This is a genomic window from Bacillus sp. JJ1122, from assembly GCF_036964885.1.
Lineage (GTDB): Bacteria > Bacillota > Bacilli > Bacillales > Cytobacillaceae > Mesobacillus.
This window is the reverse complement of record NZ_JBALQL010000023.1, coordinates 193,086-210,119: the sequence shown is the minus strand read 5'-3', so window position 1 is coordinate 210,119 and position 17,034 is coordinate 193,086. Positions and strand designations below refer to the sequence as shown.

The following is a 17,034-nucleotide window of genomic DNA, read 5'->3' as shown; positions in this document are numbered from 1 at the left end:
GCGCTCCAACGCGTTATTGCTTTAGTGTATGACTTTGATATGGCATTAGTTTATTTCAAGTTTGGGTTTGCTGCTTTGGACAGGAAGACGGAGTAGTTGGATCTGAGCATTTTTTCATTTGGTTTGAAGGTTCCGTCTGGGTATCCTGTTGTAATTTTGGCTGCTGCCAGGTTGTAGATTTGCTGGTAGCCGGCCATTCCTGCTGGTACGTCGGTGAAGCTGCCAGTTGGCCCTGCAGACAGGTTATAGGCTTTTGATAGCATGATGGCCATTTCTGCGCGGGTTACGAGATCGTTCGGGCGGAAGGTTCCATCAGCGCGCCCGCTGATAATTCCGCGCTCTACGGCTGATTGGATATAGCCGGATGCAAAGCTGCTGCTCGGCACGTCGGTGAACTTAGTCGCCCTTTGCTTCCCATCCAGTCCGACTGCTCTTCCCATCATCGCCACTGCTTCGGCACGGGTTACATTCTTAGATGGCTGCAGCCGGTTTGATGCATCCCCTTTTAAGATGCCCGCAGAGTAAAGGTACATCATGTTTCGGCTGTACCAGGCTGAGTTGGTCAGGTCAGGTATAGCCGGACTGCTTAGTGAGACCGTTTCATCATCTTTTTTATCCATAAGCATGGAGCCGTTCGCCCATGGATAAATCGTATACTTTATATCGCCCTTTGTTCCGTAGTCTTCAAAGGTTGCGCTGGCAGCGTTATTAGCAATCAATTTTCCATCACGGTAAATCGAATAAGCCTGATATTTTTCCAAAATCGGCTGCATATTTAATTTGAAGGAACCATTGCCGGTGCTTGCCAATGTGATTGGCGCTTGTGCGTTTTCAACCGGAACGGTGTCTGTCTGGATCAGTCCGTAGCCGTATAAGCGATCCCTGCCGGCGATTCCAAGGTCCTTCGCATTTTTGTGTAAAAGAGTACGGATTTGTTCATTCGTGTAGCTCGGAAATTTTTCCTTATAAAGAGCTGCCATCCCGGCTACAAACGGTGCAGCCATTGAAGTCCCGCTCATCGTCCCATAGCCTGCTGCCGCCACACGTGTTGGAAGTGTGGAATAAATCATCTCGCCCGGTGCTGAAAGTTCAATTTCTGCACCTGTTGCTGATGTCGCTGCTCTGCGATTGTCTGATTTTACAGAAGCCACAGCAATGACACTTGGGAATTTCCCGGGATACTCGACTGTTTCATCGCTTCCTGATAATGTTCCAGCATTACCTGCAGCTGCTACAACGATGATTCCATTCGCATTTGCTTTGTCTACCATCGCTTTGATTCCCATGTCAGGGTACTCTGTGGTTAAGCTCATGTTGATAATGTTGACGCCTTTTCGGATGGCCCAATCAATTCCGGCCATGATGGTGGACGTTGTTCCATCCCCGTTGCCGTCTAGCGCTTTTACCGCATAGATTTCCGCGTCTGGAGCAACACCAACAATGCCGATATCGTTATTTTTAGCCGCGATGATGCCAGCAACATGCGTTCCATGTCCATTTTCATCGATATAGCCATGGTCGCAGGCGTCTGGACTGATCGAGTCATCAAGGGTACATGTTCCATCCTTTACCGTCAGATCCTGATGGTTTGAATCGACGCCCGTGTCAATGATCGCGATTTTCACGCCTTTTCCTGATAAAGTGGATGGCACCTTCTTCGGGATATTGATGTTAGCGTGAGCCCATGGAGTGGTCTGCGCACTTTCCTCGAACTTATTTTCCTCATGAAAACTGCTGATCAGGCCTAGAGCACGCATGCCTTCCAGCTTTGATTGTTCCATTTCTACTGTCGCCGCATTAACAGCGGTGTATGACTGGACGAATTCACCGCCATTTTTCTCAATCAGCTCAGTGTTCAATGGATTTGTAAAAAATACTATGTAACGTTCTTGCTCAGCCTGCAATTCAACTGTGGAAGCAAAGGTTGGGGCAGCCGCCGAGGTCATTAATAATGAAGCCAGTAATACTGCAATCATCTTTTTCATGCTCATTCCCCGTTTCTAAAGCTGTTTTCGTAATGTCGACCTGAAATCCCGCTTATGTGTGAAACACGAGAACCGTCCCCATGTTTCAAATACAAGAAAAGGAGTCTACTATTCAGACTCCTTTCTTATTGTAATAGGTTCGTATTTTAATTGATAGAGTTATTAATTTACAACGTTGTAAAGGTATGAGACGTTGTAGCCTTTTGCTTTGTAGTAGTCGAGGATTCCAAGGTAGATTGCCTCGGCTGCTTCCTGGCGCCACCATGATGAACCGAGCTTCTGGTTATCAGCTTTGTTATCGATGAATCCAAGTTCGACTAGTACGGCTGGCATGGTATTTTCACGGATGACGTGGAAATCGCCATGGTCAATGCCGCGGTCCTGTGTGTTCCATGCTGCTACCAAACGATTTTGGATCGCTTGTGCGAGCTTTTTGCTGTCAGAGTAATATGGATTTTCATAGGCAGAATTATAGTAATAGACCTCTGTTCCATTTGCTGAACCGTTCAAAGCATTGGCGTGGATGCTGACGAATGTATCTCCGCCCACGCTTTTCGCCAGGCTAACACGCTGCGCAAGTGTTAAATACACATCGGTTTCTCTTGTTAATTTGAAAGAGAATGGTGTTTTAGCAAGAAGCGCTTTTACTTTCAAGGCTGTATCAAGTACCACTGCTTTTTCCTGAAGTCCAAGACCGCTTGCACCTGGGTCATAACCGCCATGACCTGGATCGATGACAATCATTTGGGATGTTAATGGACTTGGTGCTGATGCTGGCAATGGCGGGTTCATGAAGGATGGAAAAGAGCCTGTTAAAAATTCGCCATGTACCAGACCTTCAACAGAGCCGGAACGGATGAAAACCCATTCACCCACTCTGTAAGCTGCTTCTACCTTCGCCCCATCCGGCAATGCGGTAACAGAAGTGAAGGCTGTTGATGGACCTGTACGAACATTCAGTGTATCTCCACCTGCTGCTACTTGAAGATCTCCGCCGAACTCTACATTCGCATTGATTCGGTATTTATAATTGATCGCTCTCGCTAAAAAGATCGAAAAATCCGCTCTCTTAATCTTTAGCTCGTAACCAAAATTATCAGACGTAATTCCTTGTGCAATCCCTTTTTCCATCAGCTTTTTGGCTGACGTTACTGTATCAGAACCGCCATATCCGAAAGCCCTGTTGATCAATATGGCCATTTCGCCACGAGTGACTGGATTTTCAGACCGGAACGTTCCATCCTGGTAGCCTGAAATTACGCTTTTCTCTGCTGCTGACTGTATGTAGCCTGAAGCAAAACTTCCGCTGTCGACATCCTTAAACCAAGTTACACGCTTTGTTCCATTGAGGCCTAACGCGCGCCCAAGCATGGTTGCAGCTTCCGCCCTCGTTACTTCTCGATTGGGGTAAAAATAACCCCCTGTTCCATTGACTATATTTCCACCGGCAAGGTAACTAACTTCTGGATAAGCCCGATGCGTACTGTTTAAATCATAAAAGGAAACAGCCGCTTCGGAGCTTTTCGCTGTGAATGGCAGAATCAACAAAGCTAGTAAAATACTTATGACAAATCGCTTCATTCTCGTCTGCTCCTTTCGTCTTTTTTCTACATTTTAACACATGGAAATGGTGCCTGAATCATCCAATTTAGCTATAAAAAGGGGAATTGTGTTACAAAAATTAGGAGATTACGAGCTAATTACTGATTTATCAACGTTTTCTGGCAAATTTTTTGGAATAAATTACATGTTTCATCTTGTTTGATTTTGGGGATATAAGTAATTTTGGAGTAGTTGGAATAGTTTGGGTTGAGAATTTACAGGATTTTCTTTTAAAAATGCGACGTATAGGCTATAAACGTTTAGTGGTGGGTGGCTAATTTACTAGGCTGATACCTGACAGAAAAAGAGAAGGTGCAGGCACCTCCCCTTTTTACAAGAAATATTTTTTCAACCTAATAGTCTAATCAACTTTAATTTCATAATTAGACACGCTATTTCCTTCGTCAAACCATATTATCAGCCATTCTCTATCAATACTGATTAAGCCGCCCTCGTCACCTAATAAGTAAACGATATTGTCAGGTTCCTTAAAATAACTATTTTCCGGCTGGCCTAAGAGCTTAACTACTTTTGATTTTGACATCCCTTTTAACTCCGTGATGGATAATAGGTCACTTACCATATCCCTACGTTTTTCGGGATTGCTAGTCCATGTTTTCCGGTCAAATTTTTCAGGTTGAACAGAATGGACAACAAAAAGCACCAAACCTCCAACGATAAGCCCATTCACTAGTAAGGTGATCAAGATAATTTTTAATGACTTTTTCATATGTAATATACCTCAATTTATTATCTGGCATGCTCGGTTTCAAAAGTCGTTTTTCTAATTGAGGAAGTCTTGTCACGATAGAAGAACTCTACTACTAGCAGAAGCATTCTGCAAAGGTATAAAAAAGCAAGGTGGCAGGCCCCTTGCTTTTTATTGGTACGCCAGGCTGCTCAAGAGCTGATAGGCCTGGTAGTAGGATGGCTGGTTCCAGTTTTTCACCATTCTGTCGACCATTCCAACGCCCTGATAGACGATCAGGGATTGGCCCGGAAGTCCATAGCGTTGAGCCATGTCGATGTATTGCCTGAAGTTCTGCAGGCCAGCTTCCATTTGATTAGGGCCATATTGGTCTATTTCAAGATTGATTCCGCTGCCGTAGATTTGCGCCTGCAGGAAGGCTCTATGAAGACGGGCCGGTGTGTCTGTTAGCTTTAACCTGAATGCATTCGGCTGAAGATAAGCTCCGTCAAAGCCGTAATTTTTCCAATACTGAAAATTGGATGATGTCGCATGCGGCGAATAAATGAACATTCTGTTGTTAGAATGGATTTTATCCGCAATATCGTTAATGAGTTTTTCATCCTCGCGGTGTCCCATCGTTTCACTTAACCAGTAGTAACCCTTGAAGTTAAGATTCGAATATCCTGCGACATCCCACAGCATTTCAGTTTGACCAATGTACCATTCTACTAATTTTTCGCGCTCGGACATTGAGTTTGGATGTTCCTTGCCTTCAAGATCGACAATTGTTCCACCCATTTTCGGGTAAGGAATCGCAATATAAACATTGACCGTTTTTTGAAGGCTTTTTGCTGATTCGTTCAGATTTTTAAGTGCCCCGTGGTCTGCAAATGTCTCATTGAGGTACCAGTCCCAATCAGAATAATTGGCATTATTTTTAGCGTGGACTCCAAATTCGCCTCCTGGATAACTGCGGCCTAACAGGATAAAGGTCTCAAACAATGTACCCCAGCTTCCATTAGGGGTTATGTATGACTTAAAGAAATCCGGAGTGAACGGAATCGTGCGCTCCGCTCCATTATAAATCAGCGCTCCGTTGCGAATTCCAGTTTCGCCAAGTGCTCCTGTTTTTTCAGAATATGTAACGAGTGTATTGCTCACAGGATGAACCGTCGCCTTCGGATAATTCAAAGCAAGTCTGATTGCCTCTTCCGCGTCTCTGACAGTGTGAAGTGTGACTCCATCCTGCTTGACGGTGTACTCCAACGGCTTATTGTAGATGCGCGCCAGGAAAACCGAAAACTGAAGGCGATCCACCGGAAGTTCCGGCCTGAATGTACCATCACTGTATCCCGTGGTCACTTTATTGGCAGCAATGGCATCAATGTATGGATAGTTTGGATCGGTTACTGGGATATCTTTGAAGGCCGATTTGCCCTTGCCCTGGTAATCGAACCCTGCAGCTATTGCCCGTGCCATATCTCTCCTTGTCAATGGCTCATTCGGCTGGAATGCCCCTTTTTCGTTCAAGACAAACATTCCTTTTTCGATGCCAGCGAGCACCTCGTTATATCCCCTGGTTGTCAGGAACATATCTGTAGGGACTGCTGCCGTCGGTTCAGCGGGAGCGTTCAACTGCATCGCCCGTCCCATCATGACTGCAGCGTCGAGCCGCGTGATTGTTACGTTTGGCATAAACTTGCCATTAAAACCCATGATTACTTCCTTCTCTGTCAGAAAGCTGATGTCATGGTAAGCCCAGTGGCTGCGAGTGAGATCCGAGAAGGTCGTTTCTGCGGCGGCGGCCTGTCCCGGCATCAGGCTGATCAATCCTGCCATACTCAATAATAAAGCTGCTAGTCGTTTCATAGTAAGTACCTCTTCTTTTACTGCTATTTTTATTGCTCAATAATGTAAGTATCGGCTCCACTTGTAAAATTTTAACACTATACTTGCGATTTCTAGTATATTGTTTCCAATTTTACAGACGTATGTTAGCTGGATAAGGTTTCATATATTGGAAAAAATATTATTTCAAAATACTCGTGGTGGTAATTAATAATATTATTGAAGCGACCGATTCATTCAAAAAGGAGTAGAGGGATTACCGTTGAGTTGATGCATAGCAAAAAGGCAGCCCCAATAGCTGGGGCTGCCTTCGAAAGAAATATATATGGCAAGCTTCATGATTCTATATGAAAGTTATGATAAGTCGAGATCATCAATCGTATTGCACTGTTATTTTATATTTCTGCTCTTTATATGAGCTTATCTTTTTTGCGAGTCGATGATATACTTTGCTTCCATCTTGCAAGAGTAATCTAATTCTTTGCCGTGTTGCTGCTGCAGCTTTTCAATCCCTTCAATTTGTTCCTGAGTAGGTTCTTCATTGAAGATTTTTTCGATTGTTTCATTGATCTTTGCAGCGAGTTCTTCATGAAAAACAGGATCAGCCTTCGTTTCCTCACTGAGCTGGCTGTACCACGATGAAGAGTTAATGATGTACTGACGCCATTCCTTGATAAAGTCCTCAAGGCTATACTTATTTTCATCCCAGCCAATTCTGCTCATATACTGCTCAAATGACTTCGAAATCGATCTGGAAATGCTTATTTTTACGCCTGGAGCAAGATCTTTTAACACTATTTAAGGAACCCCCTAAACACATACTGTACTGCATAAAAGTAACATAACTACCATATCATAACTTCCTACATAAATACAAATCGACTTTTTTCGCCAGTTTATGGGGGTCATCGACAGCATGGGAAGGATTACCATTCCCTTCGCGCTTCACCACACTAACGCACTGGGGGTCTGACCCCCAGTGCGTTAGTGTGGTGAAGCATTGATACTAATTACCGTGTGATTTCTTTAAGAAAGCTTTTGCCCTGGTCTGTTGGGGGCAGGTTGAAGAAGGCGCTCATGGTGGCTCCGATGTCTGCCATTGATTGTCTTGTGCCGATGTCAGCCTGACGGATTTGCTTTCCGTAAATCAGGATTGGCACGAATTCTCGCGTGTGGTTGGAGTGTCCGATTGTCGGGTCGTTTCCATGGTCCGCCATGATGATGATGATGTCTTCCTCTTCCATTTTGGGCAGGAACTGTTCCAGCCATGAGTCAGTGTAATTCAGGATTTGCGCATACCATTCCGGGTCTTCCGCGTGACCAGCCAGGTCTGTTTCCTGAACGTTTACCAGGAATGCAGCATCGTCCTTCTCCGCCTCGTAAGTTTCCTCTAGAATCCGCAGCACTTCCTTTGAATCTACAACCGGAAACTCTGGACCTTCTCCATGGAGAACGTCTGCGGTTTTGCCAATTCGATAAACCTTCAAGCCGCTTCTCGCAGCGATCATCGGGAACTGTCCGTCGATATTCACGCCGTAACCCATATGATAGACATCATAACCTTCCCCATACACTCTGGCTTTCGGGGCATCGACACCCCATTGTCCCGGGTTCTTCTCCTTAACCACTGACAAAATATGATCTAGCGACGTACGAGGACTTCCGAAGGCAATCACTCTGCTCGTATCAACGTTTTCCCTGACAATCCTGCCAACTTTTTTTAACTCTTCGAAAGGCATTTTGTTAAAATCTGCACATAGATTGATAATGTTGCCCAGCGATGACTCCAGATTATCCCCGACCACGCACGCATCATTCACGACAAAAACCGGCCGCTCCTGCCATGGATAGCTGATCTCGTACCCTGCATGACCCAAGGCAGCCGCCAATTTTTTATGAATGTCCTTCATCAGCCTTTTCGTTGACTGTTTCGGACAGCTCCCGGCAATCTCCTGGTGCCCAAGATATGTATCAGCCCCATGGTGTGCAAGGGCAGAACGGCCATATGCGGTAAGCGGAGGTTCCATCCCATCTACGAGCGTTCCAAGGCCCAATCGATACATAGCCGGTATCTTCAGGGTTGGAACTGTTTCACGAATATGCTTATAAGTATGCGCCTTGCAATCTGCGCCATTGAACTCCCCGCAATCATCCATTGCCCCAATCCCGAAGCTGTCAATGACAAGCAAAATCAGCTTTGCCATTCCTACCACTTCCTTTCAAAATGGACGATTTCCGGCTTGCCGTTTTGGATTCCCTTTACCAAAGCAATATGGGCACGGGTGACGAATAGCTGAGTCCTGAAGGCAAATACCGCGGTGTCTCCAATTTTTACAGAAAAAGCGTCAGGCTTTCCGATTCGGCCATAATAGTCAATCGCTTCTGGGGAAACTTCATATGCTGGTACCAGGCGATCCAAAATAGCCGCTTCATTGTCCGCCACAAGGCAGCCTGTCATATTAGAGCGGCCATAGTACCCGCCACCGATGACATAATAATAGTCGTTATCCTCATGTGATACTTCCGTCACATAAATCACTGCAGGCTTTTCAGGCAAATCGCGATGAGCGTGCAGCGGGGTTGTACCTGTCAACGCGTGTCCCGGTTCCCCATGAGTAATTCCACTTCTAGCTAAAAACGGAATCGTTTCGCAGCTCGTCGCACTTGGTCCATTCACTTGGTCTATAGTAAATCCATGGTCTTCAAGGATTTGCTTTGCTTTTAACAGCGTATAGAAATTCTCGGTCGGCTCCATTTCCTCCTTGCTCTCCGCAAGCTGGAAATTCGGGAATGTCGTCACCCCGGCCACACGAATTCCCGCCAGTGCTGACAGCTTTGCGAGCTCGGCCGGAAGTTCCTCCAATCGGAATCCTCCTTCTTGCCCTGGATAAATAAGGTCCTGTGGTCCATAAACTTTAACAAGGATATCCTGTACTTTTCCCTGTTTCACTGCTTCCTCAGATACCTGCTTGGCCCGCTCGGTTGAAAAAACGGTGACCACCTCGGGATTCCAAGATAAGACCTCGTTCCACTGATTTTTCCCAGGCTGGACAAGATGTCCAATATTGCCGATTTTAACGCCAGCGTCAAACAGTGTTTTCCCTTCATCAAATTCAACAGCGACCGCTTTTTCAATGCCACTCTCAGAAATCATCATCCCAATTTGCGGCAGTCTTCCCAGCTGCTTGCTCATAAAATAAAGCTGGATTCCATGGGCATTTGCTGTTTCTGCAAGCATCTTTACGTTCTCCTGCAAGATATCCATGTCAATCACATACGTATTCGGCGGAATCTGCCCGCTCTGATGCAGCGTCACTCCAGTTTGGATCAGCTTTGGATTCCTTCTTTTTGTCACATCTAAAAACACGAAGCTCCCCCCTTTAACATGGGATTCTTTGGTGTAAAAATTAGTCCTTTAGTGCTGCAGGGATTCCTTTTTTCAAAATATCAATGATCGTTTCCGCACCGGCTTTCATCGGATTGATTCGCAGTCCGTATTCCTTCAGCTGGGGCTGCGCCTCGATAAAGCTTCCGGATACGCGGTAAATCATCGGGATGATTTCATATTTTGATTCGGCACCAACTGGGTGTGTCGCTGCCCCGTTGCTGTCACTTAAAGCAATGACCTTCTGCGCCACAGGCATTCCCAGTTCGACGATGACATTTTTCGATTGGGCATTTGTCATGTATGCCGCCTTAATTCCCGGCACTTCTCCTTCATTTAATCGCCGGCAAAGCTCCTCGACCTGCTCATTCTGGATCGCCAGTGATACAGGCGCAAAGGTCATCATCCGGAGAAGCTCCATCGCTTCATATCCCTGGACCTGTCCGCCGCCTGAGTAATTCCGTTCATGAATGACGTCCAGGCCGGCCTTTTTCCCGACTATGATGGCTACACCTTCCGGACCAAGCACCTTGAATCCTGAAAAAGTAGAATAATCCGCGCCGTATTCCACGCCAATTCCTTTCGTTTTGAAGGCGCAATAATTATCGTCGACCACAATCGGCAGATCAGGACGGACCGTTTTTACCGCCTCAATTACTTCTTTTAAATGATAGGTGTCGGTTGGCTGCTGGCGCGCATGCTGAATGTAAAACACTTTGGCATCCGTATTTTTTACCGCTTCCCTTACAGAATCGAGCTCGTTAAAATCGACTTTCTCCGTCAGGATTCCAAGTATCCGGATGGTCTCTTTTGTTGTTGTGTAAACGGGAGCGGAATGTATGAGCATTTTATCTCCCGCTGAAAGCAGCGTGCTCAATACGATGCGGATTGCCCCGGTCCCTGCGCCTCTAACAAGTGCACATTCTTCCGTTTCAAAAAAGTCCGCAATCGCGCGTTCCACCCGGTATGTCTGCTCAGGACGCTTCCACTTTGGCGAAACGCCCAAATCCCCCATCGATAAAAACTGCTTGCCCTCAAAATGGCGGCTCATCATGTGGACAAGCTTGAATTGCAGTTTTTTTGCTTCTTCAATCGACAGACTGGGCAACACCGATTCTGCATATTTCAGTTTTTTCACATCATAGCTAGACATTTACGATCTCTCCTTTATGGTAAAAGCCCTTGCTGGATTTGAGATCAATAATTGATCAATCGTTTCCTGGGTAACACCTTTTGCTTTAAGCTGGGGAATGAAATCTCTAAGGACGAGTCCATACCCCGGACCTCCGTGCTTTTTCCAGTGCGATTTCCTCGTCAAGTCAGCGGACAACAGGATTTGTTTTTCAAAGCCTCGCTGGATGAATTCAAGCAAAAATTCCACCCGCTCCGCATCCGGCCGGTAATTATTTTTTCCGATCGTGTCAAAGTCGATATAGACCCCGGTTTCGAGTACGGCCAAGACCTCATCAAAATTCGGATTCAAGTCCTGGTGCCCTATAATGATTTGGTCCGTTGCAAGCCCTTGCGCTGTCAGAAGTTGAACCTGTTCATAGCCGAGTGTTCCAAGAGTCGTATGCGTTGTCACTGGAAGACCCGTCTCCATGCCGGCAAGCGCAGCCCCGATCAGCAGCTCCCGCTCAATCGGTTTGATTTCATTTTTACTCGTTCCGACTTCACCGATGACCCCTGGTAAAATCCCTGTTCCATCGATTCCTTCTGTGGCTTCTTTGATAAAATGCTCCGCAAATTGGGCAGCAGTCCAATTTTGAGCGTACTCTGGTATGAAAGGATCCTTATAAAAACCAGTGCAGGCAATAATATGTACACCTGACTTTTCACTCAACCGCTTCAGCCGCAGCACGTCGCGGCCCATACCATCATTCGTCACTTCCACCATGGCCCTGCCGCCTTCGCAATGGAAATCCTCCAATTCCTCCAGCATGCCAGGCTCATCGTCTAAAATCGTATCCGGATCTTTTTTTATCCGTGAAAGATCGATCGATAAATGCTCATGCACCGAGCAAATCCCAAGATCCTCCGGCCTGATTTTACCTAAAACAGTTTGGATCATCCTGATGCACTCCATTCTTATTGAAGTTCCCCATAGACAAGCAGCTGCTAATAAGTCCTCTCAAATTATTGAGTTATCAGCAGCCGCTTTGGGGTTATTTTATTGACCGTCCCAATGATTATTTAGGGATGAACATTATTATAAGTTTCAAGGCAGACATGGTATTGCGGGATTTCGATAAGTCCCAGCGCTAAAAGGTATTGTGCGTTACCCCCAGCTCCAATACCGCAAGCTTATTGCGGGATCACCATGAGTCCTAACGCAACCAGGATGTTTGCGATGATACCGACGGCGATTGCGCCTACAGGTCCGACTGCCATACGGACGATTGGACGGCCGGCGACTTCGTTCAACAGGTAGAAGCCTGCGATGAAGAAGAAGCCAAATCCAGGAGCAATCGCATTCGCTGCGTTCGCACCGCCGATTAATAGAGCAACTTCAAGGATCTTCGTCATGGCGCTGCGGATATTTTCGCCAGAATTACGAACTCCAGGGTATTTATCAAGGAATCTAGCAATTGAACTTAACAGCATGACTTCGCCGAAAATGACGATAACGCCGCCAATCAATGCTACCCAAACATTAGGTGAGAAAAGTCCAACAACGAAAATCAATGTGAACCCAACCGGGCTGTAAACACCCGTTGCGATTGCTGTACTGGCTACGAGCGGGATGAAGCCTAGTGCTCGCGCAGCGGCCGCGATTCCAGCGTCGGTATTTTTACCTTCGGCTAAAAGGTTCAGGGAAATTGGATCCCCTGCCATTACGGCAAGATTAGTAGCTGCGGCAATCAAGCCGCCAATGATCATGAAATAAACGACATTGCCCCTGATTTTTGCTACTTTGTCACTGAAGACCGCAGCCAAATCAATCGATGAGCCTTCTTCACGCTTTTCCTTCATTGCAAAAACTAATAAAAAGATCATTCCAGTTATAAGTGCCATACCTTCTTGGTTCAATGTAATCGCTGTGCCAGAAACCATTAATAGTTTGCTAGTGTTCAGCCACACTGCTAATTGTCTTACGAGGGCAGAAACGATAAAAGTGATAACCCCTTTTTTCACGCTGAATTGCATCGCAACTGCAAGCGCAGGGAAAGCCATGAACGCTACAACAACCGGTGCGCCTACCTGCCCCATTGCATCAAGGAAGTTCAATGGCAGGTGATCGAATAATTTTACAAAACCTTCAAGTCCTACAAGCAAGCCTGCACCATATGCTCCGCCAATCACAGCTGCAGCAGGTGTACCCCATTTATTTTTCGGAGTTAAAAGACCAATAATATCCGTTCCTAGCAAAATACTATGAACGAGGATGATACTTGCGGACAGTGTGAACGGGATCCCGAAGCCGATTACAAGACCAAAGCTCATCGCAAATGCCGTGAAAGCCAAATCTCTTCGGGTGAGGGTTCCCTCTACGTGTTCCGAAACGATTGGGCGCAAGCCATCATTAAATACAGCAATATTTCTGTTTGCCAATACTGCTGCGACAGCACCGATCAAGACGATAAATATCATTTCCATCTTTATTTTCCCCCTGCCTATTTATTAGTTTTTATTTTTAATAGCTTCTAAAATCATTGGAACTGCAGCTTCTTTATGGTCAGCTGTAAAACCGAATGCCACTTTCCCTTCTGAGACAGCGCTTACAACTTTCTGTACGTCGGGCTTCCTTCCTGGCATGGATACCGTTTCACATTTCGGTTTGCCTACTAGTGCGATTGCCATTGCCAGCGCTCCGCCCCCGCCCGTATGACAGGCACCAAGATAGTAATCGACTTGTCCGGTTTTAAGAGCCATGGCTGCATCAAGGTCCGATTTGATCACTGTTTCAATGCTGCTGTCGAATTCCTTTACTAAACTTTCAATCTCTTTTTTGTCAACTTGTCCGCCAATCACTATTTTCATTCGTTGCTTCCTCCTTCATTCTGCTGATATACATTTGTGTAATGAATCATTAAATAGTCCATTTCTTCCGCTGGCAAATTACTTCCGTAAAGGCTTTCGATAAAATTAACTTGCTGCACCACTTCTGAATAGTACTTAGATGTTTTTATTTCAGTGAGGATTTCAGGCATTGGAGCTCCGATTTCTTCACCCCTTTCAATTCTTGTAATTGCCGTTGACAGGTGGGTAAACAGCATCTCTGAATTCGGAATATCATCAGTAAGCAAAGCTTGCTGAAGCTGTGTGAATGCCTGGGTAGTAAGTTCAGCAGATCGAAAAGAAATGACATTGTTTTCAGCGAGGATTTTTAATCTTTCTTTTAATTGAGTTATGTTCATTTGATTTTCCCTCCAGTATACAGTATTTAGTATATTAAGATTACAAAGAAACCAGAACTTCAGTTTCTTAGTAATGAGGATACTTTTTACCTGTGACTACTTCTTGCTGGATGTGGATTACTTCCTTTGTGTCCAGCAGTTCAAGCTGCTCTTTTATTCTTGTACGGGATGTTTCTACAATCATTGCTGCTGTTGTAGCCTTTGCCGCAATTTCTTTAGCTTTTGGCGAATAAAAATCTGATGACGGGAAGGTTTGCAATGTTTTTTCTTCATCCGCATTCCACACGGCCGCATCGATAATTCCTTTTGTCAGCATCGAGAAAAGCTGCATGTATCCAGCCTCCACAAGTTCTACCTTTTTCCCTTCACACTCAAGCATTGTGATTTCAGCCTGGTCAACGGATGAATAGTCAATCCCAACCTTCATGCCATCTTCAATCTTTGAGAAGCGTTTATTTGAAAAAAAGATTTTATGGGAGGTAACATAGGATCCTGGGCCGAATGTTTTATTAATTTCTAGACCATCGAACGTGCTTATTGCCTCTTCTGCTGCCAGGAGAGACATGATGGCAAAGTCATAGCGCCTCGATTTAAGGGCTTCGACACGCGGAATTGCCCCTCTCATATAGGCAAGTCCTGTTCTTTTGTTGATTTTTTCAAGCATCTCGATAATCCCCGTTGCAAGCCCCTCATATTTGCGCGAATACGGCAGGGGCATAACGCCGATGACCGGCCCTATGCCTGCAATCTCGTAAAGCAGATTGAGGTCCCTTTTTAATAGGAATGTACCTAGATGCCCTCGCGATTCAAGCTTGATTGCCCGCATATCTTCAAGGACCTTCAACGCCCCCTGGACCGTGCCCCTTCCAAGTGCAAGCTTCTCCGTAAAATCACTGACCCGGGGAATCCTTTGCCCAGCGGAAATATCGATTAATTCCCTGGCGATATACCTAGCCGCCAAACCATTCTTAGAATATAAACTCTCATCAATTCGACTCATACCACACAACCTCGACATCAATATACAATTTTCTGTATATTAAGAGTATAACGAATACAAATTCAATTAACAAGCGAATTCCAAAATAAGAAGGGGCATCGCTTTAACACACCAACGCGCCGGGGGTCAGACCCCCGGCGCGTTAATACTTTAAAGGATTGGGGGTCTGACCCCCAGTGAAGTAAAGCTTTAAAGTGTTACCGTTCAATGTTATTTAAACCGAAAAAAAGCAAATGGCGGCTTTTAGGGCATCCATTTGCTTGGTTTATCGTAATAGAGTATTCTTTAAGTCGTTTTTTAGGTCTTCGACTATTTTCTGCACTGTCATTTCTTTTTCGTTCATGCCTTTTTCATATGCCTTTTTAATTACATCAAAAACGAGTTCCTGATTATACTCCGCCTGTTTCATCTGTTGTTCCAATGACAAGGACCTCCTGAATTCAATATGAACATTTTATATAAAACTAGAATAATTGTAAATGGAATTCCAGTTAATATATTTGTGAACAATTTTCTACTATTATAGTAGAAGACCTTTTCATGTGTATTACAGTGAGGTTACAAATAACTGACTTGCTAGCTTCATTGATTTAACAATAACTTTCTTGCTTTAATTTATGAAAATCCATTCATAAAAGCCACTACTTTCACCCGATCTTTAAAAAATGGACTCTTAACCTCAAAGTAATCCAAGTTCCATCTATTTACCTCAGCGAGCAAAACATTAAACATGGTAAATAACTGGATATGAAAATTGTTGTTCCCAATTAACGCATTAACCCGCTGGGGGTTAGACCCCCAGCGGGTTAATGCGTTAGTGTGTTGGAGCACAGCACAGCTCTCTTTATTAGTAGACGAATAACATAAGTATTGTAGTGAGTGCTCCAACCCAGATTGCGAGCAGGAAGCAGTAGCCCATGATATGACGGATATGAAGTCCGACCACACTTAGGATAGGCAAAGCCCAAAATGGCTGAATCAAGTTGGTCCAGGCATCTCCCCAGCCAACAGCCATGGCAATAGTTGCAGGGTCTACACCTAATGCCATCCCGGCAGGAACTTGAAGCGGTCCTTGAAGGGCCCACTGTCCTCCGCCTGAAGGAGCTAGCATATTGACTACACCTGCTGACCAATACGTAAAGATATCAAACGTTTCTTTATTTGCCACTGATGCCATACCATCGATAATTGCCTGGCCAAGCCCAGAACTCCCCAGCACTGCAATAATCCCTGCATAGAATGGAAATTGTAAGATAATTGGTGATGTTGAACCAGCAGCTTCTTTAAAAGCTTCTCCAAATTGCCCCAGGGACCTATGGAATAGAAGTCCGAGTGAAAGGAACATGATATTGATAATATTCAAGTCCAAGTCACGGCCGCTTAGAAATTCATTCACAACATAAAGGAGACCAATTGCTCCAGTAAGAATGCCGAGGATCGGAGTTCTCTCCAATTTTAGCGCTGGAGTATTTTCATCGACTTCTTCCGTCTCCTTTTTCTTAGGTGGAACTTCTCTGGCAACATACGGCTTAATGTTTGTCTTTGGAGCCATAAGGCAGATGATTACCGGCATCGTTAGGAATAGAGCTAGAAAAATAATTATGGTTGAAGAGCTGAAAATGGTTTCGGATGTTGGGATTACTCCCATAACATCTGCTAAAAAATGATCCTTTGTCGCTACAGTCAAACCTATCGAGCTGGAAAGTCCAGCGGTGTATAAAACCGTTGGCGAGTAGGCTGCGGCAACCAGAAGTGGAAAATGGGCATTTTGATTTCGCTTTCCGACTTCACGCACGAGAATTGCTCCAACTACGACTGCAAGACCCCAGTTAATGTAATAAGCAATAGCCGTAACAGTAAATGTTAAAACATATGCTTTATTCGGGGTGTTTGCAAGGGAGGCAAGAGATTCAAGGCCTCTTTTAACAAAAGGAACAGATGCTAATACCATACCTGTCATCAGGAGAAGAACCATTTGCATAGTGAATGCAAGATACACCCAGAAGCCATCCCCAAACGATTTAACCAGTGTGATGGGTTCTGCAGGATTCGTAAAAAAGCCAACAATAAACACGAATAAAGTGAGAAGCACCGCTATGACGAATGCATCAGGCAAAAAACGTTGTACCCCTCTCGATAAACGATCAGCAATTGAAGATAACAAG

15 protein-coding genes are annotated in these 17,034 nt (G+C 45.0%); all 15 read right to left on the bottom strand.

What is annotated here, in order from left to right; all coding sequences use genetic code 11:
- Positions 1-50 precede the first annotated feature (50 nt).
- Positions 51-1,985 carry a S8 family peptidase gene (locus V7201_RS14165; protein ID WP_335377389.1) on the bottom strand — a complete coding sequence of 645 codons (1,935 nt, stop codon included), beginning with the start codon at positions 1,983-1,985 and terminating at the stop codon, positions 51-53.
- Positions 1,986-2,147: 162 nt separating this feature from the next.
- The gene (locus V7201_RS14160; protein WP_335377388.1) at positions 2,148-3,566 is read right to left on the bottom strand and encodes an N-acetylmuramoyl-L-alanine amidase; all 1,419 of its coding nucleotides are present in this window, start codon (positions 3,564-3,566) and stop codon (positions 2,148-2,150) included.
- Between the two features lie 382 nt (positions 3,567-3,948).
- Positions 3,949-4,317: a hypothetical protein gene (locus tag V7201_RS14155; protein ID WP_335377387.1), complete on the bottom strand. Its 369-nt coding sequence runs from the start codon at positions 4,315-4,317 to the stop codon at positions 3,949-3,951.
- Positions 4,318-4,467: 150 nt separating this feature from the next.
- Positions 4,468-6,147 carry a DUF4855 domain-containing protein gene (locus V7201_RS14150; protein ID WP_335377386.1) on the bottom strand — a complete coding sequence of 560 codons (1,680 nt, stop codon included), beginning with the start codon at positions 6,145-6,147 and terminating at the stop codon, positions 4,468-4,470.
- Between the two features lie 399 nt (positions 6,148-6,546).
- Positions 6,547-6,921 carry a hypothetical protein gene (locus V7201_RS14145; protein WP_335377385.1) on the bottom strand — a complete coding sequence of 125 codons (375 nt, stop codon included), beginning with the start codon at positions 6,919-6,921 and terminating at the stop codon, positions 6,547-6,549.
- A 215-nt stretch (positions 6,922-7,136) separates the two neighbouring features.
- A complete protein-coding gene (locus tag V7201_RS14140; RefSeq protein ID WP_335377384.1) occupies positions 7,137-8,330 on the bottom strand; it encodes a phosphopentomutase in 1,194 nt (397 codons plus the stop codon).
- 2 nt (positions 8,331-8,332) lie between these two features.
- On the bottom strand, positions 8,333-9,493 hold the full coding sequence (locus V7201_RS14135) for a YhfX family PLP-dependent enzyme (RefSeq protein ID WP_335377383.1): 1,161 nt from the start codon (positions 9,491-9,493) through the stop codon (positions 8,333-8,335).
- 40 nt (positions 9,494-9,533) lie between these two features.
- Positions 9,534-10,664, bottom strand: a complete 1,131-nt coding sequence (locus V7201_RS14130) for an aminotransferase class V-fold PLP-dependent enzyme (RefSeq protein ID WP_335377382.1) — start codon at positions 10,662-10,664, stop codon at positions 9,534-9,536.
- A complete protein-coding gene (locus V7201_RS14125) occupies positions 10,665-11,582 on the bottom strand; it encodes a phosphotriesterase family protein (protein ID WP_335377381.1) in 918 nt (305 codons plus the stop codon).
- A gap of 233 nt (positions 11,583-11,815) precedes the next feature.
- Complete coding sequence (locus V7201_RS14120; RefSeq protein WP_335377380.1) at positions 11,816-13,108, bottom strand: YhfT family protein; 1,293 nt, start codon at positions 13,106-13,108, stop codon at positions 11,816-11,818.
- 24 nt (positions 13,109-13,132) lie between these two features.
- The gene (locus tag V7201_RS14115) at positions 13,133-13,492 is read right to left on the bottom strand and encodes a DUF2620 domain-containing protein (RefSeq protein WP_335377379.1); all 360 of its coding nucleotides are present in this window, start codon (positions 13,490-13,492) and stop codon (positions 13,133-13,135) included.
- On the bottom strand, positions 13,489-13,869 hold the full coding sequence (locus V7201_RS14110; protein ID WP_335377378.1) for a PRD domain-containing protein: 381 nt from the start codon (positions 13,867-13,869) through the stop codon (positions 13,489-13,491). Before V7201_RS14110 ends, V7201_RS14115 begins: the two co-directional genes overlap by 4 nt.
- Positions 13,870-13,936: 67 nt before the next feature.
- Complete coding sequence (gene yhfZ, locus V7201_RS14105) at positions 13,937-14,869, bottom strand: GntR family transcriptional regulator YhfZ (protein ID WP_335377377.1); 933 nt, start codon at positions 14,867-14,869, stop codon at positions 13,937-13,939.
- A 265-nt stretch (positions 14,870-15,134) separates the two neighbouring features.
- Positions 15,135-15,290 carry a hypothetical protein gene (locus tag V7201_RS14100; RefSeq protein ID WP_335377376.1) on the bottom strand — a complete coding sequence of 52 codons (156 nt, stop codon included), beginning with the start codon at positions 15,288-15,290 and terminating at the stop codon, positions 15,135-15,137.
- A gap of 426 nt (positions 15,291-15,716) precedes the next feature.
- Complete coding sequence (locus V7201_RS14095; RefSeq protein WP_335377375.1) at positions 15,717-17,033, bottom strand: short-chain fatty acid transporter; 1,317 nt, start codon at positions 17,031-17,033, stop codon at positions 15,717-15,719.
- Between the last annotated feature and the right edge of the window lies 1 nt (position 17,034).

Bases quoted from the DNA above. Each gene is read 5' to 3' on its own strand.
- V7201_RS14165 (WP_335377389.1), bottom strand. From the start codon at position 1,985: ATGAAAAAGATGATTGCAGTATTACTGGCTTCATTATTAATGACCTCG.
- V7201_RS14115 (WP_335377379.1), bottom strand. From the start codon at position 13,492: ATGAAAATAGTGATTGGCGGACAAGTTGACAAAAAAGAGATTGAAAGT.
- V7201_RS14160 (WP_335377388.1), bottom strand. From the start codon at position 3,566: ATGAAGCGATTTGTCATAAGTATTTTACTAGCTTTGTTGATTCTGCCA.
- V7201_RS14125 (WP_335377381.1), bottom strand. From the start codon at position 11,582: ATGATCCAAACTGTTTTAGGTAAAATCAGGCCGGAGGATCTTGGGATT.
- V7201_RS14140 (WP_335377384.1), bottom strand. From the start codon at position 8,330: ATGGCAAAGCTGATTTTGCTTGTCATTGACAGCTTCGGGATTGGGGCA.
- V7201_RS14110 (WP_335377378.1), bottom strand. From the start codon at position 13,869: ATGAACATAACTCAATTAAAAGAAAGATTAAAAATCCTCGCTGAAAAC.
- V7201_RS14150 (WP_335377386.1), bottom strand. From the start codon at position 6,147: ATGAAACGACTAGCAGCTTTATTATTGAGTATGGCAGGATTGATCAGC.
- V7201_RS14130 (WP_335377382.1), bottom strand. From the start codon at position 10,664: ATGTCTAGCTATGATGTGAAAAAACTGAAATATGCAGAATCGGTGTTG.
- yhfZ (WP_335377377.1), bottom strand. From the start codon at position 14,869: ATGAGTCGAATTGATGAGAGTTTATATTCTAAGAATGGTTTGGCGGCT.
- V7201_RS14155 (WP_335377387.1), bottom strand. From the start codon at position 4,317: ATGAAAAAGTCATTAAAAATTATCTTGATCACCTTACTAGTGAATGGG.
- V7201_RS14120 (WP_335377380.1), bottom strand. From the start codon at position 13,108: ATGGAAATGATATTTATCGTCTTGATCGGTGCTGTCGCAGCAGTATTG.